This is a genomic window from Vibrio astriarenae, from assembly GCF_010587385.1.
Lineage (GTDB): Bacteria > Pseudomonadota > Gammaproteobacteria > Enterobacterales > Vibrionaceae > Vibrio > Vibrio astriarenae.
Window position 1 is genome coordinate 1,627,685 of record NZ_CP047475.1, and the last position, 19,669, is coordinate 1,647,353.

The following is a 19,669-nucleotide window of genomic DNA, read 5'->3' on the forward strand; positions in this document are numbered from 1 at the left end:
AGTCCGAGATTGGGCGGGAAAATACCATAAAAATGAGGGAGTTTGCAACAAAAATAGTATGACAAAAGTGAGACTTCGCCCTACAGTTCAGAAATGACAACCATGAAAAAAGGCAGACTTAACGCCTGCCTTGTTCACTAATCACTCAGCCAAATTAGAATTTGTCCTGTTTAGTACAGTTCTTACTCGATAATTGGTGAGTTTCTAAGTCATACTGCTCTTTAATCGCATCTTTTACCGTACCATCCCATACCTCTACTCCAACGAAGTAGCCTGTGCGAGCTAACACATGCGCTGCGATAGGTGCCGTCACCATAATGAACACAACCACTGCTCCGGCTCGGACGACAATCGAGGTATCATCCCAAAAAACGATAGCAAACGCGATAACCAATAGGCCGGCACCCAACGCCCCCGCTTTCGTGGTCGCGTGCATGCGAGTCAAAAAATCTGGCATCCTATTGAGGCCAATACTCGCCAGCAGCATCAAGAACGCTCCTAGTAGCACGAATACAGAAACAAAAAAATCAGTCATCATCGTGAATACCTCGTTTTTCTAGGAAACTAGAGAAGCCTACAGCAGCTAAGAAAGACGTCAGTGCTAACACAATAGCCACATCAATGAACTTTGGCTCATCGTAAGCAATACCATAAAGCACAACCATACCAACGGTTAAAGTCGCCATCAGCTCAAGCGCAATCACTCGATCGGGAAGAGATGGACCTCTAAGAAGGCGCACTGAAGATATCAGTAGTGCTAAGCTCATCATCAAAAACGCAATGAAATAAACAGTTTCAATCATGATTGTTACTCCAAGATATCCATAACCATTGCCTCAAGCTTTTTCACTTCTGCAATGTGCATTTGCTCGTCTTCAAAGTACATCAAGTGTACAAAAAGAACTTTTTTGTCAGTCGACACATCCAACGCCAGTGAGCCTGGAGTTACGGTAATCAAGTTAGACAATACTGTAATTCCACCATCACTCTTAATGTCTAACGGTACCGCGATCACCGCTGGTTTCATCAAGTGAGTCGGAGTCAGCACATCGTAGGCGACACGCGCGTTTGACTTCACTAAGTCCCAGATGAAGAACAGGACAAACCTGACCATTTTGGGGCCTTTACCAAAGTAAGCCTCAAAGGATGGACGATCGCGAAGTACATAAGCCAAGACTATGTAGCTCAAGATCATGCCGCCAAAAAGGTTTGAGAAGGTATAGTTACCTGATAGCACCACCCATGAGAGTGCTAACAACATATTCCAACCAAATGCTTTCATCTTATTGGCCTCCTAACACAGCTTGAATGTACTGTTGTGGGTCAAGAATTTGATCCGCAGTCATACTTGCAAGGTTCACAAACCATTCAGCGTTGATACCGATAGTCACTGTAATTGCAGCCATCAAAATAATCGGTAGGAACAAACAGAAACGTTCAGAGTCCGACAATGCTGGTAGAGTTTCTGCTTCTTCTGGAAGTTTCTTCCAAAATGCTTCCGCCCAAATTTTAATCATTGAATACATCGTCAACAGACCCACAGCCAGCGATGCAACGACACCAATCCATGCTTCGGCTTCAATACCCGCTTTAATCACGACAAACTTCGCGAAAAAGCCGGATAGTGGTGGAATACCCGCAAGTGACATAGCAGGAATTGCAAATAAAATCGCCAAGAATGGCTTTGATTTATACAAGCCACCCAAACGAGACAAGTCATACGTGCCATGTAGGCGGTGCATTACGCCACCAATAAGGAACAGGTTGGTTTTCACCACTATGTGGTGGAACAGGTAAAACACGCCACCCAGGATTGCTAGCGGAGTAAACAGTGCCAGACCCAAGATCATGTAACCAATCTGACTCACAATATGAAAAGACAGGATACGGCGTACCTCGAACTGCGCAGCGGCACCAAGTACCCCCGTCACCATAGTAAAGATACCCATCCACATTAGGAGCGTACTATGGGTAAAGGCGATATCACCAATAAAGATAACGCTAAACACACGATAAAGCGCGTAAACACCGACCTTAGTCAATAGGCCAGCAAAAACTGCTGATATTGCCACTGGTGGCGTATGGTATGAAGCTGGTAGCCAGAAGAATAGTGGGAATGCCGCTGCTTTGATACCGAACGCAACCAAGAACAGTAGTGAAATTAACGTGACCACTTCTGGATTATCCGACGCCGCAAGCTTCTGACCTAGGTCCGCCATATTGAGCGTACCCGCATACGCGTAAAGCAAGCCAATTGCACTTAGGAACAGCGCTGATGACAACAAGTTCAAGGTTACGTACTTCAACGCACCTTCCATCTGGCTACGCTCACCACCAAGGATCAACAAGCCAAATGAAGCAACAAGCATAATTTCAAACCATACGTAAAGGTTGAAAATGTCACCTGTTAGGAATGAGCCGATAACGCCTGCAAGCATAAGGTGAAGCAGCGGGTAAAACCCAAACTTCTCATGCTCTTTTGTCATCGTTGCAAGCGCATAAATTGAAATACAGAAAGCAACAACAGCGGATACGGTTACCATGACTACTGCAAGTAAGTCAGCCACCAGTGAGATACCGTAAGGGGCTTCCCAATCACCGAGTGTCACTACTTGAATTCCATCGGTGTACACCGTTGAGAATAGAGTCACTGCCGCGATAAGCAACGCAAAGTTTGAAAACACACTGATCCAGCGTTGCAGCGTTTGATGCTTCCACAGCGTCATAGACAACGCAGCAGCTAGCATCGGGATCAGTACTGGCATTAATAACATCATAGTTGTGAATCTGTACTCTTCATTTCGTTCATATCGTCAGCACCTATCACCTTGTAGGCACGTTTGATTAACACCACGGCAAAAGCTAAAACACCGAAACTGATTACGATTGCAGTTAGAATCAGTGCTTGAGGCAATGGATCAGCAATCTGACCGATCGGTGCATACAGCCCCTCTTGAATGAGAGGAGGCGCGCCACGCACCAAACCACCACCAGTGAAGATAAGTAGATTGGTTGCGTTTGATAAGATAATCAGACCGATAACCAGTTTAACAACGCTACGGCGTAACATCATATAGAGAGCAGCGGCGTAAAGCGCACCAATCACAAAAGCAAATAATGTAGTCATGTTAATCTTCCTCCAACTGAGCGAGAGAGAACAACAGCGTTGTTACCATACCGATAACAACCAGATAGACACCGATATCAAAGATAAGTGGTGTACTAATTTTCAGCTCACCTAACCCAGGAACATGCACATACCACCAAACTGCGGTAGCAAACGTGCTGCCTGACTTGATGACACCGACAAAACCACTGAGTGTGGCGATAATAAGACCACCACCCATCAAATAGGTACTATCAATACCAATCAGTTTGCGGGTTTGAGTTGCATCAAACGCAAACAAGTGAAGTGCGAATGCGACTGATGCCACAAGACCAGCGATGAAACCACCACCCGGCTCATCGTGGCCACGAAGAAGCAAAAACACAGAGAACAGCAGAAGCATCGGCAATAGAAAACGCGCGACAACCTGCAAAATAAGAGAAGTACTCGTATTATTCATGACTAATCCTTCTTCGTTCTAAGCATGGCTGTCACACCAATAGCCGCCAACGCCAATACGAAGATCTCACCAAGAGTATCTAGCGCTCGGTAATCAACAAGAATCACGTTAACAATATTGCGACCTTTCGCAATTGGATAGCTGTTTTCAATGAGGTAACTGCTGATACCGCCAGGCATTGAGAAATGTACGACCGTCATTAGCAAAGTCGCCATCATTGCACCGAATAATAAAGCAACAACCGTGTCACGCCAGCGTACATCTGAGCTCGAAAGCTTCTGGAACTTCGGCAGTTTAAACAGAACCAGTACCAGCATAATCACAGTCAGTGTTTCTATTAGAACCTGTGTGATTGCAAGGTCTGGTGCACTGAAGAAGACGTAGATCATCGCCATCGCAAAACCGAGTGCACCGATAGCGGCAACCGAGCTTAAACGAACAGAGGTCACACATGCATAGGTGATCACAGCAACGATCAGAATCGATACAGCAAGGTCTTTTATAGTTACATCGGAGAAATCAAGATCCCAATGAATACCCACTTTGGTGAACAGCGTGTAACCGACTAAAGCGATAGTCGTCAAGAAGATCGTCAAGATATAGTTCGACATATAGCCATTTTGTAGCTTCGCCGTACTCCACTTGGCAAACTTAAGCATGTTATCCATGAAGATAAAGTAGCCACTTTCTGGGCCATACTTCAGCATCGGTTGCACTTTTGAAGCCTTCGGTCCCAAGCGGTCCCAGTTCTTAAACAACAAATAGCCTAGACCCAATGCAAGCAAACTCATCATCAAAGGAACGTTGAAGCCATGCCACAGCGCCAAATCAATATCCGATACTTCGTGACCAGATACAGCATTCGCTGCCGATGTCACTAGTGGCGAAACTAGGCTTGGTAGTAAACCAAAAATCAAACCGATGACAGACAACACTGTGAAGCCAAGGCGTAGGCCCATTGGTGCTTCGTGAGCCGCTTTAGGTGTCGATTTTTTCTCACCCCAGAAAGGCTTAATAACTAACAACCCAGCACAAGCCACAATGAAGATCGATGTGAGTAACGCCATAAACGCCAACATAGCAGCCCATGGGCTCGACAACACACCCTCAAGCATCATCTCTTTACCGATGAAGCCAAACAGGGGTGGTACACCCGCCAGCGCTAATGCTGCTAGAGACATGAATGCGGCTGTATACGGCATTGCCTTGCGTAAACCACCGAGTTCGCGAACATCTTTTGTCCCCGTTTCATGGTCAATGGTACCCGCAGCCATGAACAAAGCACCTTTATACAGAGCATGACCAAGAAGGAACACCATTGCAGCAACCAGTGCAGCTTCGGTACCAATACCAATGAGCATGGTCAATGTGCCCAATGCCATAATGGTTGAATAAGCCAAGATCTTCTTGAGATCGGTGCTTGTTACCGCCATCGCTGCGCCCAACAACATGGTGATCGCACCGATACCTGACAGTAGCATCGTCCATGTATCGTTACCCGCCATTGTCGGTTGTAGACGAGCCATCAAATAGACACCCGCTTTTACCATCGTCGCAGAGTGGAGGTATGAACTGACAGGGGTTGGCGCTGCCATTGCGTTTGGCAACCAAAAGTGGAATGGGAATTGAGCAGACTTAGTGAACGTTCCGCCCAACACTGCCAGCATCATCACTGTAAATAGAGCGTGAGACTGCAGGCTTGTACCTTGAGATAGAATTTCACTGATCTCATAAGTACCTGCCATCATACCGAGCATGATGATACCCGCAAGCAGTGCTAGACCACCACCAACGGTAACAAACAGACCTTGAAGGGCTGATTTACGAGAAGATTCTTTTTCGTGGTAGTAACCAATCAGCATGTAAGACGTAATACTGGTCAACTCCCAGAAAACGAACATTGCGATCAAGTTGTTTGAAAGCACCACTCCAAGCATCGCGCCCATGAACGCCATCAGGTAGGTGAGCAACTTACGTTGATCAGGTTTATGGGCTAAATAGCTACCCGCGTAGATGATTACAAAGAAACCGATTCCCGAAATCAGCAGAGCGAACATAAGACTCAAACCATCAAGCCAAAAATCCAAACTGATACCCAACGATGGTACCCAGTCGTAGCTGATGAGTTGCGGTCCCTGCCCTGTGACTACAGGAAGGTAATTTGTAAAATAGACAAAAAGTGTTGCTGGTAAAATTGCAAGCAACTTACTGGTTCGTTCCCCAAACTGCTTAAAAAGCCAAGGGACGAAGCCCGCCAGAATAAATCCTGACAGAACTGCAAACAGCATTAATGAAAGCCTCCATTTACCCTCTCGCAAAGCGAAGAAGGTTTTTCCTCAAAATAACCAAGAAAATCAGTCCTCGATTTTCCTTTACCTTGTCCGATAATTGTTACTGTAGTTAACACTACTTTATTGTTATTTGTCTGACCTAAGTTAATAGGTTGACGTAGGTCAAATTTTAGGTTGATCACACCAATAAAGATATTCGCTTGTTATGAGGTAACACCTCGATAAAACCTACATTAATGACCGAAAACAACGCAATTATTATATTCAACAACATTTCGTTTACAAATCAGTGTAACTCGAAATAATCAGAATAAATATTAAAAAAAAAGCTATAACATGAAGTTATAGCTTTTGAATCGATATTGAGTGTAATTATGTACTTGTTAGCATCACTGCCTTAATCCTGAAGGACTGCTTGAGTGTTTGGTCTCAGTGCCCACCACAAAATGGTAAAGCCAGTGACTGCTGAAAGGCTCGAGCCCATCAAAATGCCGAGCCTTGCATAAGTCTCGAACGTTAGTGTCTCACCCGTGAAAGCAAGTGAGGAGATGAATATCGACATGGTAAAGCCAATACCACACAGAACAGACACAGCGATGACTTGACCAAAATTGGTACCCGCAGGGAGTTTAGCCACACCGAACTTTATCGCTAACCAACAGAAAGTGGTAATGCCTATGGGCTTACCTATTAACAGGCCCATCGCTATTCCCATAGGAACCATTGACGTCATGCCTGCCATAGAGACATCTGTTAGCGTGATACCAGCATTAGTTAAAGCAAATAGAGGCAAAATGATAAACACCACGTAAGGGTTCAATTTGTGCTCTAAAACCTCGAGTGGCGCCAATGGCTTGGTGTAGTCTTCTTTCTTCAAACGAAGTGGAATTGCAAAACCAACTAGAACACCGGCTATCGTCGCATGTATACCAGAAGCCATTACCGCAGCCCACAAAATCAACCCTACTACCATATACGCAGCCAAAGAGTGTACTTTTTGCATATTCATGTAAAAAAGCAAACACGTCGAGGCCACTGCGGCAAGTAAGGCGATGGTAGAAAGATCACTCGTATAGAAAAGAGCAATAATAACGATCGCTCCCAAGTCATCAATGATTGCCAAAGCAAGCAAGAACACCTTTAGATTGACGGGTACTCTATCTCCAAGTAGTGCCATTACTCCTAGCGCAAAAGCGATATCGGTTGCTGCCGGGATTGCCCATCCTGCCAATGCTTCAGGATTCTGGTAGTTAAAAAGGACGTAGATAAGAGCGGGAACTACCATGCCACCTAGAGCAGCGATTGCTGGAAACAGCGCCATTTCTTTGGTTTTAAGCGCACCTTGTAAAAGTTCGCGCTTTACCTCTAAACCAATCAGAAGGAAAAATATCGCCATTAAGCCATCATTGATCCAGTGACTGATCGGCATACCGAGAAAGTAGCTGTGGAGAAAAGCGTGATAAATATCACTAAAAGAACTATTTGCCAAGGTCATCGCTGCGATAGTTGCTATTACTAGTAGCACACCACCAGATGACTCGGACTTCACAAAATTACGTAATACCTTTACCATAATCTTTGCATTCCTTGTTATAAAAAGTCTTTTCACTTGAGTGAATTAGACTAACGAAAAACCCCTAAACTGGTGAAAAACACCAGAGTAGAGTGTAGCTCGCTATGGAAAGCAAAGTTACAAATGTTGTCGCACTGTTACATTTGATTACAATTTTATATTGGATAATTTCATTAAAGAGAATCTCTCAGAGATTGCATTGGTGTTTGGCGCAATAATCGAGCAACGGGAAGTACTCCCGCAATCACCAACGCGACCAAAGCGAGCCCAATAGTATGGAGATAAATCTCCGGCTCAAAATGAAGTTGTAACGTCCAGCCAAATGATTGTCGAATAATAATATCAACCACCAACTGCGCAAGCGTTAAGCCAAGTGGAACTGCGATCAGGATTGAGATTAGCCCAAACACCAATAGCTGCAAGCCACCCACAAAGACCAGCTCTTTGCCAGAAATACCAAAGCAGCGTAGCAGAGAGAACTGCTTCTGACGGGAAGACTCCCCTGCTAGGGTTGCAAAGAAAATACCGACGATGGCGATAATCAATGTGATGTTACCTAAGGTGTCTGCAATAACAAACGTTCGGTCAAATGCGGTCAAGGCCTGCATATGAATTGTCTTGTTGTTGACGATTCTATCGCCACCCAAGTCAAAGTTTTGGATCAAACGACGTTTTAACTCTCGCTTGTCACCGGTATCGGTCAGGTTTACGCCCAGCGTAATATTACCCTGCCCTTCGTAAGCCGCTAACCAGTTTCGGTGGGACATCACGACTTGATTGAATGGATTGCCATAATCATAGTAGACGCCAGTAACCAGCCACCCATCACCAAATTCAGCACCAAGGTTGATGTAATCTCCTGGTCGAATATTTAGCTTGAGCGACATTGACTCACTGACCATCACACCACGAGAGTAGTGAAGATTTTGCCAATATTTTGGAATGCCCAACTTCACGGCGAGTGCGTCATGTTCACCTTGAGACGTACCCGTACTCACCACTTGAGCCTGACCTAAGTCAGTAGCGACATCACGCTCCCAACGCCACCAGACTTCATCCACTTCAGGCTGCGCTTTAAGCCAACGACTTAATGTTGGAGCAGTTTTGGCGTATGGATATACATAAACGTCGGACGCCAATTTTTGCGTTAGCCACTCGTCGGTTGTATGTCTGAAACTACCAACAAGCGTTTCTACACCAATATTCGCTGCCATTGACAGCATAAAGGCCATTGTCGCCACGCCTCGATAACCCATACTGGCAGCCGCATCTGCAAAGAACCAGCGAACTTTCACCCAGCGCAAGCTAAATGAGAAGCTTTGGAATAAGTGCCAAAGTAAAAATGGCGTAAACATTGCGACGCTGAGAAGCATTAGCGTAATAATGGCGAAGCCCGACTCATAAGAGTCTGGAGCTTGGAAAATGGCGATAGCAGCAACGGTAAAAATACACGACAACGCAGCTTGCAATGTAAACTCACGCCCTGCGAATCTAACAAGTGACAGCTTCGACGTTAAACGTATTGGCTGGGAACGTAATAAGCGTACCAGCGGCCATGCACACGCAAGCGTTGCTCCAATTCCTGTTAATACTAAGCTGTATAAGCCGATATTCCATGACCAACTTACCGTTAGGCTCATACTCGCCCCATACAAGTAACCTAGGCCTGAAGACACCGACGGTATCAACTGATTTGCCAGAATCAAACCGAAGCCATTACCAACCACCCAGCAAACAGTAACCAGTACAGACAATTCAATTAACATCGCCTGCGCGAGCTGTAGGTTCGATACACCTAGTTGACGCAGCGAGCCAACTAATGTTTGTCGCTGAATCATGGATAATGAAATTGCTTGATAGAAGATAAACAAGCCGACCAGAAATGACAGCATGCCTAACGCTTTCAAGTTCATATGGAAAGCTTGAGTGATAGATTCTAGCTCTGCACGTGAGTTACGTGTCAACATAACGCCATCAGGTAGTCGCGCTTTGAGGATGGTGAGTTTATCGACCGACATCTCACCGCATCCAATCAAGGTCAAATCACTATTGCGTTGTAGACCTCTAAGCAGTTCGATATCAGCAACGATTTGCGAACTGTTTAAGACTTCTTCTGTGTCGATAATCACTGGGCCAATGAAGGTATCATCGTCCATTCTGACCAACGACCCTGAGCTCCAGTTCATGAAGTCAGCAAAATCGTTGCTAACGAGAATTGGAAATGGGTGTGTTGCCCTCGGAAGATGAGGGGCTTCGGCAATCTCAAAGCGCTGATTAAAACGCTTCATAAATAATGGGTCAACGCCAACTATATTCAGCTCTTCACCTTCAGCGGAACGCAAGCTTACAACGTCAAATGGCGTGCATTGCTCGAAGGCTTCATCACGTAGCTCTGAATAAAGTGACTTAGGCAGAATGCCATTCGGTTCAGTTGTGCGAATCAGGTAAGGAATAGGACTAGAAAATAGCTGATCGCCATTCTCATAACTCTCACGAGCGTGGTTGTTGATAGCTGTGACACCGACTAGCAGCGATACCCCAAGAATAAGACCAAGTGCGACGAGAATAACTTGGAAAGGGTGACGATGATAGTGACCGAGTAGTGCCTTAACTACGGGCCATGACATGCAGCTGTCCTCCCTGCAAACGTACACGCCCTGAAAGATGGTTCGCGACTTTCTCACTGTGTGTAACCAGCAACAAAGTACACTCTAAATCACGAGTCAAGTTTGTTAACAAACGCATGACGGCTTCCGCGTTGCGCTCATCTAGGCTACCTGTTGGCTCATCAGCTAGGAGCACCTTTGGCTCTAAATAGAGAGCGCGGGCAATGGCTGCTCGTTGTTGCTGACCGCCTGAAATTTCTTCTGGATAACGCCCTAATAAAGGCATAAGGTCCAGGACAGATAGAATCTGGCGCCACAGCCCCTGGTCTTCGGGTAAGCCCTTTAACTGTCGACAGAAGCGAATGTTGTCAGCGATATTTAGTGTAGGGAGGAGATTGTATTGCTGGAAGATAAGGCCGATGTTGTTACGGCGGTATGCGGTTCGTTGATGCTCTTGCGCATCATGCATATTGAAATTGGGGAATATGACTTGTCCGTCATCGACAGTGTCCAAGCCAGCGATTAAGTTGAGTAACGTACTTTTACCTGAACCACTCTCACCCATCAAAGCCATCTGCTCACCTTGAGCCAACGTCAATTCTGCTCCTTGCAGGACAGGGTAAAATTCTCCCCCATCGACATATCCTTTGCTTAAGTTGGTCAGTTGTAACATTAAACCGCTCGTGTGATGACTTTTCTTCGGAGTGAGAATCTACACTAAAATCCATCAACTAGGAAGCATTTTGCACACTAGATCACAAAATGCTCAACCTTAAATGTCAAAGCACGTAGTACACCGCAAATGATTGATTTACCGAGTTGATTAAAGTTAGCACGATCATTCAGAAACACCATCACTTCGTAGTACATGTGCCTTAAAGCAGGTTTTTAATCCATTTGCGGCTTTTGATTCTAGGTATCGACCCTATCCACTTAACCACTTCTTCAAGCAAAAACAACAAGTATACCCACTCAGGCGGCCAGCCAAGCAGCGCCGCAGCGAGGGCTGCGCAAGGAATACCAATAAGCCACTGAGCAACGAGATCTTGATATAGGCAAAATTTAACGTCACCACCCGCTCGCAAAATCCCATTAATCGCCATCATAGGAACGGAACGAACAAAAATGCCGATACACATTATAATCATGAATTTATCAGACAAGGCTCGTGTATCAGGAGTTAAAGCGCTGAATGCATCCAAGATTGGCACTCTGAGCAAATAGACCGCTAATGCAACCAATAACGACACAGAGACGTTGATGACCGTAATACCTATCGCTTGATAGTACACGTCATCAAATTTTTTGGCGCCCAGTTGATTACCAACCAGTACCGCACCAGAAGTAGATAAGCCAATCATCAAAGCCAAAGACATAGACTCAATCGGCGTCATCACAGCTAATGCCGCCAAACCTTGAACCCCTGTCTGGCCCATAATAGCTTGATAAGCGAAAAGGCCTCCCGACCACGCCAAGAAGTTGAATGTGGTGGGTAGAGAAAGAGAAAGAAACTTAGTCACCTTCTCTTTGTTTATCACCGCAATAATATCTTCACGCCCAAAGGCCAATAGGTGCTTTTTCCCATAGAGGTAACCGTATAAGCACGCGATCTCTATGAAACCACTGATAACAGTTGCCACTGCAGCACCCACAATACCCAATTTAGGGAAGCCTAAATTACCGAAAATCAGAACCCAGCTAAAAAAGATATTCGCGACAATGCCCACGCCACTGAACAAGGTACTCAAACCCGGTTTGTGTACGGCTCGTAAACCCACCGCCATACTCGCACCACAAGCCACCACAAACATGGTTACCGAAGTGATAATAAGATACTGAGCTCCCAACTCTATCACTTGTTGTGAGTCTGTCGTGACCGCCATAATTTGGTGAGGAAACAGGATGAATATCGCGACAGTCACCGCAGCAAATGCCATCGAAACTAACCAGGTTAATGCGGTACTTTGTCTCACACCTTCCCTATTACCACTGCCCCAATACTGAGCCGTAAGCAGTGCGCCCCCTGTTGTAACCCCCACCAGCATGATCGTAGAAACAAATGTCGCTCGTGCGGCGATGCCTACTGCTGCAATTTCGTACTCTCCCAGTTGCCCCAACATCATGACATCGACTAAGCTTCGACTAGAAAACATGATATTTTGCAATGTGATAGGTAACGCAATCGCAATCAGTTTGCGTAAAAAGTCTTTATCAAGATGGCGTAACACTAAAGCGTATGTAGACACACTACCTCACTCTGAGAACAAAATGGTTAAGGGGGGAGAGACGAATCATTAGTTCGGTATACGCAAAGTATACGCCCGAAATCGCTGGTAAGTGAATCATTTCTTTTTGAACATTGATTACGATATTTTGTTATTGATGACAGAGAGTTATTGACGAAAGATAGTTAGGTCTAAGGAGTGACCATCAATGAAAAAAGTTCTCGTGTTAGGCGCCTCGGGTTATATCGGATCACAACTTCTCCCTATCCTGGCTAGTAGAGGTTACAAGGTCACAGGTGCAGCTCGTCAACTGGAATACCTAAAAGCACGTGTGGAACCCGCACCCAACCTATCACTGGTTTATCTCGACCTTGCAGATGCTGAAGAAACGCAAGGATTGATAGCACAGCATGACATCGTGTTTTTTCTCGTCCATGGTATGGCACACGGCTATGACTTTGTCGACTACGAACTCTCGCTGGCTGTAAATGTCAAAAACGCTCTTAATCACAGTAATGTTGAACACGTTATTTACCTCAGCGCGATACAACCACAGACCGCTGACTCAGAACACCTAAAGGCAAGGCGTGAAACGGGAGCCATATTGCGCCAATCAAAAGTGCCTATCACAGAGTTGCGCGCAGGTGTCATCATTGGCCCAGGCTCAGCCGCTTATGAAATCATGCGTGATTTTGTCATGAATCTTCCAATGCTGGTAACGCCAACTTCTGTCGATTCAAAAGCTAACCCGATTGCGTTGGAAAATCTCAACTTCTACTTAATGTCGGTCGTTCAGGAACACCCTCAAGAGAGTGTTATCTACGAAGTGGGCGGACCTCACTCTCTCACTTATCGTGAACAGTTTCAGATCATTTGTGAGGCCAATCAAAGGCCCTTTAAGATCTGGACGACACCGATGTTGACACCGAGATTAGCATCACAGTGGTTGGGTACCGTTACTTCTGTTCCAGCTGCAGTAGGGCGTGCGTTGCTTGCAGGGTTAGAACATGATTTCGTTGCCAATGACCAAGTCATAAAAGCGAAATACCCGCAAGATTTGATCCCTTTTCAACAAGCTGTCGAGCAATCAATTAGCCAAGACGGTGAGTTCCTTCGCTCAAACGTTTGGGGCTATGACCCAACTGCCCTTAAACGTTGGCAACCCGGATACGGTTACTACCCAAAGCAAGCGGGGGCAACCTTTAAGACCAGCGCTTCGCTTGCCTCATTGTGGAATATTGCAAAGCAGTTAGGCAGTCGAAAAGAGGGCTATTTTTTCGCGAATCCGCTTTGGCGCCTAAGAGAGTGGCTAGATATCCTTTTTGGTGGCGGCCGCCCTATTCGCCGCGAGCCTGATGGTCCTGAGCTCAAAGTCGGTGATCATATTGATTCTTGGAAGGTTATTCGAGTAGAAGCCCCGAAGTTCTTATCTCTACTTTTTGGAATGAAAGGGCCAGGGTTGGGCCGATTAGAGGTACAGCTGGAAGATTTTGGAGAGGAAAGGCAAATATCAATAACCGCTTGGTGGCATCCTAAAGGCTTTGCTGGCCTACTCTACTGGTTTGCCATGATGCCTGCACACCTCTTCATCTTTAGAGGAATGGTAAGAGCCATCGCTAAAAAAGCTATGGCTCTTGATACACAATGACCTGATTTAGTCCGCTTTGAAATTCAGAGGAATTTCCGCCAGACGATCCCCTTGGTTATTTGGGAAAACAAGGTATTCACCGTGGTATTTGACGTTGGATTTATAGTCGGTCACTTTATGCACCATAAACCCTGCGTTCATCGCCATTTCAACAAACTGTGCGTGGTTGCCGCGCACAAACCAGCTCATTGGCTTCACCATGAGCTCACCATCAAAACAATCGTCACATTGATTTGAACACAGTGCCAGTGAGTTTAAACCCTCACTAAAGAACTGAACCTTACCAGCATTAACCAGTGGCTCTGCCGTTGATACGTCCCAATTTTCGGCAATCATTTGATCAAGAAACTTCTCAATCATCGCATCGGTAACTGGATCACCTGCCGCGTTCTCTTGAAAGAATTTCGCGTAGTAGGCAGAAATACGCTTAAACAAGAACTCTAATGCCGCATCATTGCCTTTTGAGCGACCGGCTTTTTGCCAGCGCGTCAAATCTTGACTGACTACTCGGCCAAATCGTTGCTGCTTGAGCGCTTTGGTGACCCAGCGTACCAAAAAAAGGTTGTTTGCCACTGGAGCGTTGACTGCTTTCCCTTGACGATGCAGTTCTGCTAGCTCCTCTAGAGCACTGTTAACAACATCTTGGATATCTTGACTATAAAGAGACATAAATTAAGCCTTTCTAGAGAGAGTAATATAAAAAGTAGCCGACAGAACTGAACAGATAGCCATCATCAGAAGCATTGGCCACGCTTTATCACCCGGTAGGCTAGCAACAATAACACCGATCACGGAGCCCAAACCAAAACGCAGTGTCCCCGCTAGCGAAGCTGCGGTGCCCGCCATATTTGGATAGCCGCTCAATAGTAGCCCCATGGTATTACTACCTATGGTAGAAAGCGTTCCGATAAATAGGACAACAAATGGCACAATCCCCCACAGACCCAAGTCAAGGAACCAAGCAATAAAGAGACCTAAACCTGCGAGTAATTGAACACACAATGCAAAACGTAGCATGTTGTGAGAGCCAACGCGCTTAACAAAGCGACCATTAAGACTTGTCATGATTATCATGGCGACAATGTTGAGTCCAAACAAGTAACCAAAATGCTGGGGTTCAACGCCATAGATATCAATGTAGACAAACGAGCCTGCGGTTAAGAAGGCAAACATGCCCGAAAAAGAGAACGCGCCACAGAACATAAGGCCAATCGCAACCGGGTTAAGCAGAAGCTTAAAGTAGTTACGCAGTGTGGTGCCCATTCGCAGAGGACTGCGGTTTTCTACTGGCAGCGTTTCAGGGATACGGAACATGACTAACGCAATCACTAGCATCGAAAACGCCGCTAAGACCCAGAAAATCCCGCGCCAGCCAACCCATACTGCAATGTAACCCCCGATCATTGGGGCGATTAACGGAGCAATCGTGATAACAAGCGTGACAAATGACATCGCGCGAGCAAAGTCTTCACGCTCAAACATGTCACGGACAACCGCTTGAATAATGACAGCCGCTGCTGCACCTGCGAAACCTTGCGCGGCTCTGACATAAGTCAGTGAATCAATGTCCGACACCGTTGCACTGATGATGGCAGCAAGCATAAAGAATAGAGTGCCGCCAATAAGCACCGGGCGACGACCATAGCTGTCAGATATCGGGCCATGAATCAGCTGGCCAATCGCAAAGCCGGCGGTGTACATCGTAAGGGTGATTTGTACTTCACCCGGCGTTACATTGAGGTCACGCGCAATATCCGGCATGGCCGGCAGGTACATATCAATGGCTAGAGGTGTCAACGCACCTATAGCACCCAACACCATAAACAGCACAAAATTAAGTGATGGGTTCTCCGCTGCCGAGCTTGAGGAATGATTTGAGGATGTCATTAGTCGTTATTTATTCCAGATAGAGTCAATTTCTAGTTGAGTAAGGAAGCGGTAATCACCTGGCTCTAGTGATTCATCGAGCTCGATCTGGCCGATTTTTTCACGATGGAGTTGTTCGACTTTATTACCAAGCGCGGCAAACATGCGTTTAACTTGGTGGTATTTCCCCTCTGAAATGGTCAACAACAACTCGTTCTCTGCGTAGTTTACGATTTCCATCTTAGCTGGCGCTGTCGGTGCAGTTTCATTACGCAGTTCAATGCCCTGAGCCACTTTCTCTGCATAATCATCGCCAATCGCGTCGGCAAGCCACACACGATACACCTTCTCACACTTATGCTTTGGAGAGGTGATTCGATGTGACCATTGACCATCGTCGGTAATCAAAACCAAGCCAGTTGTGTCTACATCAAGACGTCCCGCAAAGTGCAAGCTTTCCATCTTTGGCTCATCAAGAAGGACAAATGCCGTATGGTTGAAACCATCTTCATGTGAACAAACAAAACCATCGGGTTTATAAAGCATAATGTAGCGAGGGCCCGGTTTAGCGATTGGTCTATCTTGCCAAGCAACTTGCCCCTCTTCAGAGACTTTGTATGAACCACTTTTTTGCACCTCACCGTCGACGGTGACTTCACCACTTTTGATGATTTTGGTTGCTTCTTTGCGGGTTGCACCTAAGGCATCACACAGATATTTATCTAAACGCATATCGACCTCACTAACATTTCTATGCAGCGCAGTATACAGAGAAATCTCTATACTGCGAGGCCAATGGCGTTAATTGACATTAATTGGCCTAATTTAATAGCGATTGAACAACGATTGAGCGAAGCCAATGATTCGCCTGATTATTTTCTAGCTTTTTCGGCCAGCACACCCAAACCTCTATTTTATTGATCTCGAAAGGTATCTCTAACAGACGAATATTGAGGTTCGATTCAAATTCTCGGGCTAGTCGAGTCGGACTGAGGCCCAATGCTTCACTGTGCGCCACGGTATAAAGCATTGAATATAGCGAGTTGTGCTCACTGTGCGTTCTACGTTCAGGCAAAGGTTCCTTTGCTAGTGTCTCAGCAGCGCGGTTGTCAAATCTTCTCAGGTTTAACTTAGCATGTGCCTCTGAGAAATATTGAGAATAGCTGATTGAGTCTCCTACCCTCGGATGTTGCTTGTTCACGACACAGCATATGTCCTCATGTGTCACCAGTTTAGAAGCGACACCGCCAAGAGACGGCGGGATATAATCAACAACAAGATCCACTTCACCTGTGAGTAGCGCATCGTAAATCTGCTCTTCATTGGGTGGTAAGGCAACGCATATAATATCCGCATTGCTTGTATTTACCGCCTCCAACTTGGTAATCATATCCGCAATGAAAATATCAGGGACGAATACCTTAAATGAGCGATTGGTCTCTTCCGACGAGAACTTCTCGTAACCAAGGATACTCATCTCTATTGTTTCGAATGCTGGGGCCACCTGCTTAAACAGATCATGCGCGACAAATGTCGCTTCAACGCCAACGTTTTTACGTTGAAACAGTGTTTCTCCCAATTGATTATTCAGACGCTTAATTGCGTGACTGACCGCTGAAGGCGTTAAATCTAGTTCCTCGGCGCTCATGGAATAAGAACCCGTTTTGTAAACATTCAAGAACACACGTAGCAGATTGAGATCAAAGTGATTGGTTTTGGGCATATCGTCATTCTCAATAACATACTGTTCAGTCCATAGAACAAAAAAAGCCCTTGCAAAGCAAGGGCAAAGACAAGTTTTACAACTTAACTATCGGAAATCTTATCGGTTGATTGGTGACACACCAGTTGCCGACTTACCAAAACTGTATCCACTGTGGTCTTGTGGCAGTGCCATCTTGAACCAGAACTCAAAGTCATCTAAGTAAGCTGTCAGAGCTGACATCTTAGACAGGTCACCCTCTACTTTCGCCTTGCCGCTTTTCAGCAGCTCTTGAAGCGTTGTTTGTTGAAGTAGCATCAAGGTGATGTCTGAACGATTCACAGTCAGGGTGAAATCAGCATTAGGTACATCAAACCCTTCAATGTTGCTCATGCGGCCGTTACTTGCTTCGATCGCATACTTTGCATCTTCGTCCGGAATAACAAGATTTGCGTTCATGTTAAAGCTATCTAATGCCGCTTTCGGTCCGTTGAATCGTACCGCCATGAAATTCAAGAAATCACGCGTTGGCATTGCTTGAATTAAGTCAGGTGTTACAGCTTTAGTCGATTGGACTTCGACGACACCATTACGCAGCTCTGATGCACCCGCAAGAAACACGTTTCTCTCTCCCGATGATTCTGACTGAAAACCCAACTGCTCAAAACAGTCTGCTTGCAGGTAGCGCGCTTGCATGTTTTCAGGGTTAGCAAAAACAACGTTATTGACGACAGTTGCACACCAGCGATACTCACCATTTTCAAACGCTTTCTTACCTTCGGCGATGATCGTGTCCTCACCCATCATTTGAGTGTACTTTGTTGCTTGATCAACCGAGTTTAAGTGAAGCAGGGTTGCTGGGTTCATATCAAAGTAACCAATGTATTTGTTCGCAACCGCTTTTGCGTTGCGGTGGTATGAGCCGTGATAGCCGCGTGTATACCATTGGTCAGCAAGAGGCTTTGGAACAAAGAACTCATCTTGAATGTCAGTAATGCTCACACCGTGGTTGATGAGGCGCAGCGTTTCATCATGCAGGTAGCCGTACATATCACGCTGTCCACGCAAGTAGTCTTGGATATTGTCATTACCCCAACGTGGCCAACCATGAGAAGCGAAGAGTAACTCAGCTTCACCACCGAACAGGTATAGCGCTTCGTTAATAGAATCTGCCCATTGCAATGTGTCGCGAACAAATGCGCCACGCAGTGTATAAACGTTATGAAGACCCGCTACCGTCGTCTCTGCACCCCAGTATGCTTTGTATGCTGGGATATAAGTGTTCATCTCTGATGGCGCTTCTGTATCCGGTGCATTTTGGAAAACCATTTCCAAGCCATCAACGGTCAGCGTTTCAATGTCCTCTTCTACTTGGTGAGTAGGTAGAATCAAAGACAAGCCGCCATTTGCAACACCTTTACCAATAGCCGCATCAACCTGGCCTTTAGGGCTCTTGGCTAAGGTATTGCCGTATTGGAAAACTACACGACGAGCCATGACATTACCCGCTAGAACATTTTCAGAGATAGCAAAGTCAGAGAAAGCGCGAGGAGCTAATATCTCAACCTCACCATTATCCACTTGATCTTGTGATACGATGCCTTTCACCCCACCAAAGTGGTCACCGTGTGAATGGGAATACACCACCCCTTTAATCGGTAGATCACCATCTTTAGCGTGCTGCTTAAATAGTTCATAGGCCGCCGCAGCCGTTTCAGGAATCGTTAATGGATCGAAGACCACCCAGCCATTTTCAGAGCGAACAAAGCTTACCTGAGCCAAATCATAGCCACGAACTTGATAAACCTTCCCTGGTAAGATCTCATAGAGACCGTGTTCCATATTGAGCTCCGCCTGACGTTGCATCGAAGGATGGATGGAATCGTAGTCTTTACCTTGTAACAGATAGTCATAGCTACCCAGTTCCCAAACCACATTGCCGTTCGCATCTCTAATCTCTAGATCACTGACGCGCGCGATAAACCCTTTACGAGCCAGTTCCCAGTCTTCTTTGTCTGCAAAAGGCAGGCTTTCACGCAGTTCGTTTTGAAACTCGACTGTGTGTTGACTCGCCGGTTTTTGGTCAGGGGTAAAAGTTGGGAGCGACGCAGCCGCGAAAGCGGGCACAGAAATCGCAAAAGTGACTGCCGTTGTTAGGGTAGAAAGTTTCATAAAACCTCTGGAAATTATTG

At 45.8% G+C, this 19,669-nt stretch carries 17 protein-coding genes; 1 reads left to right on the forward strand and 16 read right to left on the reverse strand.

Annotated elements, in window-relative coordinates; genetic code table 11:
- Window positions 1-154: 154 nt before the first annotated feature.
- From mnhG to GT360_RS07805, 11 genes are all read right to left on the reverse strand, one after another.
- Entirely contained in the window at window positions 155-538 is a 384-nt protein-coding gene (gene mnhG, locus GT360_RS07755; RefSeq protein WP_239502533.1) for a monovalent cation/H(+) antiporter subunit G, read from the reverse strand.
- Window positions 528-803, reverse strand: coding sequence for a cation:proton antiporter (locus GT360_RS07760; RefSeq protein ID WP_164648314.1), 276 nt, complete (start codon window positions 801-803; stop codon window positions 528-530). The genes mnhG and GT360_RS07760 overlap by 11 nt, the downstream gene beginning before the upstream one ends.
- Window positions 804-808: 5 nt before the next feature.
- The gene (locus GT360_RS07765) at window positions 809-1,282 is read right to left on the reverse strand and encodes a Na+/H+ antiporter subunit E (RefSeq protein WP_164648315.1); all 474 of its coding nucleotides are present in this window, start codon (window positions 1,280-1,282) and stop codon (window positions 809-811) included.
- Window position 1,283: 1 nt separating this feature from the next.
- Window positions 1,284-2,777 carry a Na+/H+ antiporter subunit D gene (locus GT360_RS07770; protein WP_164648316.1) on the reverse strand — a complete coding sequence of 498 codons (1,494 nt, stop codon included), beginning with the start codon at window positions 2,775-2,777 and terminating at the stop codon, window positions 1,284-1,286.
- A complete protein-coding gene (locus GT360_RS07775) occupies window positions 2,774-3,127 on the reverse strand; it encodes a Na+/H+ antiporter subunit C (protein WP_164648317.1) in 354 nt (117 codons plus the stop codon). Before GT360_RS07775 ends, GT360_RS07770 begins: the two co-directional genes overlap by 4 nt.
- 1 nt (window position 3,128) lies before the next feature.
- Entirely contained in the window at window positions 3,129-3,566 is a 438-nt protein-coding gene (locus tag GT360_RS07780; protein ID WP_164648318.1) for a Na+/H+ antiporter subunit B, read from the reverse strand.
- Between the two features lie 2 nt (window positions 3,567-3,568).
- The gene (locus tag GT360_RS07785) at window positions 3,569-5,854 is read right to left on the reverse strand and encodes a putative monovalent cation/H+ antiporter subunit A (RefSeq protein ID WP_164648319.1); all 2,286 of its coding nucleotides are present in this window, start codon (window positions 5,852-5,854) and stop codon (window positions 3,569-3,571) included.
- A 400-nt stretch (window positions 5,855-6,254) separates the two neighbouring features.
- Window positions 6,255-7,430 (reverse strand): Na+/H+ antiporter NhaA, encoded by a 1,176-nt coding sequence (gene nhaA / locus GT360_RS07790; protein WP_164648320.1) that lies wholly within the window; start codon window positions 7,428-7,430, stop codon window positions 6,255-6,257.
- A 173-nt stretch (window positions 7,431-7,603) separates the two neighbouring features.
- Complete coding sequence (locus tag GT360_RS07795) at window positions 7,604-10,057, reverse strand: ABC transporter permease (protein WP_164648321.1); 2,454 nt, start codon at window positions 10,055-10,057, stop codon at window positions 7,604-7,606.
- Window positions 10,038-10,709 (reverse strand): ABC transporter ATP-binding protein, encoded by a 672-nt coding sequence (locus GT360_RS07800; protein WP_164648322.1) that lies wholly within the window; start codon window positions 10,707-10,709, stop codon window positions 10,038-10,040. Before GT360_RS07800 ends, GT360_RS07795 begins: the two co-directional genes overlap by 20 nt.
- 202 nt (window positions 10,710-10,911) lie before the next feature.
- Window positions 10,912-12,282 carry an MATE family efflux transporter gene (locus GT360_RS07805; RefSeq protein ID WP_420825425.1) on the reverse strand — a complete coding sequence of 457 codons (1,371 nt, stop codon included), beginning with the start codon at window positions 12,280-12,282 and terminating at the stop codon, window positions 10,912-10,914.
- Between the two features lie 187 nt (window positions 12,283-12,469).
- On the opposite strand from GT360_RS07805, the gene GT360_RS07810 reads away from it, so the two are divergent.
- Window positions 12,470-13,909: a DUF2867 domain-containing protein gene (locus GT360_RS07810; RefSeq protein WP_164648323.1), complete on the forward strand. Its 1,440-nt coding sequence runs from the start codon at window positions 12,470-12,472 to the stop codon at window positions 13,907-13,909.
- A 6-nt stretch (window positions 13,910-13,915) separates the two neighbouring features.
- Here GT360_RS07810 and GT360_RS07815 read toward each other — a convergent pair whose 3' ends face one another.
- The 5 genes from GT360_RS07815 to GT360_RS07835 form a co-directional block, all read right to left on the reverse strand.
- Entirely contained in the window at window positions 13,916-14,578 is a 663-nt protein-coding gene (locus GT360_RS07815; protein WP_164648324.1) for a DUF2913 family protein, read from the reverse strand.
- Window positions 14,579-14,581: 3 nt separating this feature from the next.
- Window positions 14,582-15,796, reverse strand: a complete 1,215-nt coding sequence (locus GT360_RS07820; RefSeq protein WP_164648325.1) for a Bcr/CflA family multidrug efflux MFS transporter — start codon at window positions 15,794-15,796, stop codon at window positions 14,582-14,584.
- 6 nt (window positions 15,797-15,802) lie between these two features.
- Window positions 15,803-16,507, reverse strand: a complete 705-nt coding sequence (gene rsuA, locus GT360_RS07825) for a 16S rRNA pseudouridine(516) synthase RsuA (RefSeq protein ID WP_164648326.1) — start codon at window positions 16,505-16,507, stop codon at window positions 15,803-15,805.
- Window positions 16,508-16,595: 88 nt separating this feature from the next.
- A complete protein-coding gene (locus GT360_RS07830; protein WP_164648327.1) occupies window positions 16,596-17,498 on the reverse strand; it encodes a LysR family transcriptional regulator in 903 nt (300 codons plus the stop codon).
- A gap of 99 nt (window positions 17,499-17,597) precedes the next feature.
- Window positions 17,598-19,649 carry an alkyl/aryl-sulfatase gene (locus GT360_RS07835; protein WP_164648328.1) on the reverse strand — a complete coding sequence of 684 codons (2,052 nt, stop codon included), beginning with the start codon at window positions 19,647-19,649 and terminating at the stop codon, window positions 17,598-17,600.
- Window positions 19,650-19,669: the final 20 nt, after the last annotated feature.

Bases quoted from the DNA above. Each gene is read 5' to 3' on its own strand.
- mnhG (WP_239502533.1), bottom strand. From the start codon at position 538: ATGATGACTGATTTTTTTGTTTCTGTATTCGTGCTACTAGGAGCGTTC.
- GT360_RS07760 (WP_164648314.1), bottom strand. From the start codon at position 803: ATGATTGAAACTGTTTATTTCATTGCGTTTTTGATGATGAGCTTAGCA.
- GT360_RS07765 (WP_164648315.1), bottom strand. From the start codon at position 1,282: ATGAAAGCATTTGGTTGGAATATGTTGTTAGCACTCTCATGGGTGGTG.
- GT360_RS07770 (WP_164648316.1), bottom strand. From the start codon at position 2,777: ATGATGTTATTAATGCCAGTACTGATCCCGATGCTAGCTGCTGCGTTG.
- GT360_RS07775 (WP_164648317.1), bottom strand. From the start codon at position 3,127: ATGACTACATTATTTGCTTTTGTGATTGGTGCGCTTTACGCCGCTGCT.
- GT360_RS07780 (WP_164648318.1), bottom strand. From the start codon at position 3,566: ATGAATAATACGAGTACTTCTCTTATTTTGCAGGTTGTCGCGCGTTTT.
- GT360_RS07785 (WP_164648319.1), bottom strand. From the start codon at position 5,854: ATGCTGTTTGCAGTTCTGTCAGGATTTATTCTGGCGGGCTTCGTCCCT.
- nhaA (WP_164648320.1), bottom strand. From the start codon at position 7,430: ATGGTAAAGGTATTACGTAATTTTGTGAAGTCCGAGTCATCTGGTGGT.
- GT360_RS07795 (WP_164648321.1), bottom strand. From the start codon at position 10,057: ATGTCATGGCCCGTAGTTAAGGCACTACTCGGTCACTATCATCGTCAC.
- GT360_RS07800 (WP_164648322.1), bottom strand. From the start codon at position 10,709: ATGTTACAACTGACCAACTTAAGCAAAGGATATGTCGATGGGGGAGAA.
- GT360_RS07810 (WP_164648323.1), top strand. From the start codon at position 12,470: ATGAAAAAAGTTCTCGTGTTAGGCGCCTCGGGTTATATCGGATCACAA.
- GT360_RS07815 (WP_164648324.1), bottom strand. From the start codon at position 14,578: ATGTCTCTTTATAGTCAAGATATCCAAGATGTTGTTAACAGTGCTCTA.
- GT360_RS07820 (WP_164648325.1), bottom strand. From the start codon at position 15,796: ATGACATCCTCAAATCATTCCTCAAGCTCGGCAGCGGAGAACCCATCA.
- rsuA (WP_164648326.1), bottom strand. From the start codon at position 16,507: ATGCGTTTAGATAAATATCTGTGTGATGCCTTAGGTGCAACCCGCAAA.
- GT360_RS07830 (WP_164648327.1), bottom strand. From the start codon at position 17,498: ATGCCCAAAACCAATCACTTTGATCTCAATCTGCTACGTGTGTTCTTG.
- GT360_RS07835 (WP_164648328.1), bottom strand. From the start codon at position 19,649: ATGAAACTTTCTACCCTAACAACGGCAGTCACTTTTGCGATTTCTGTG.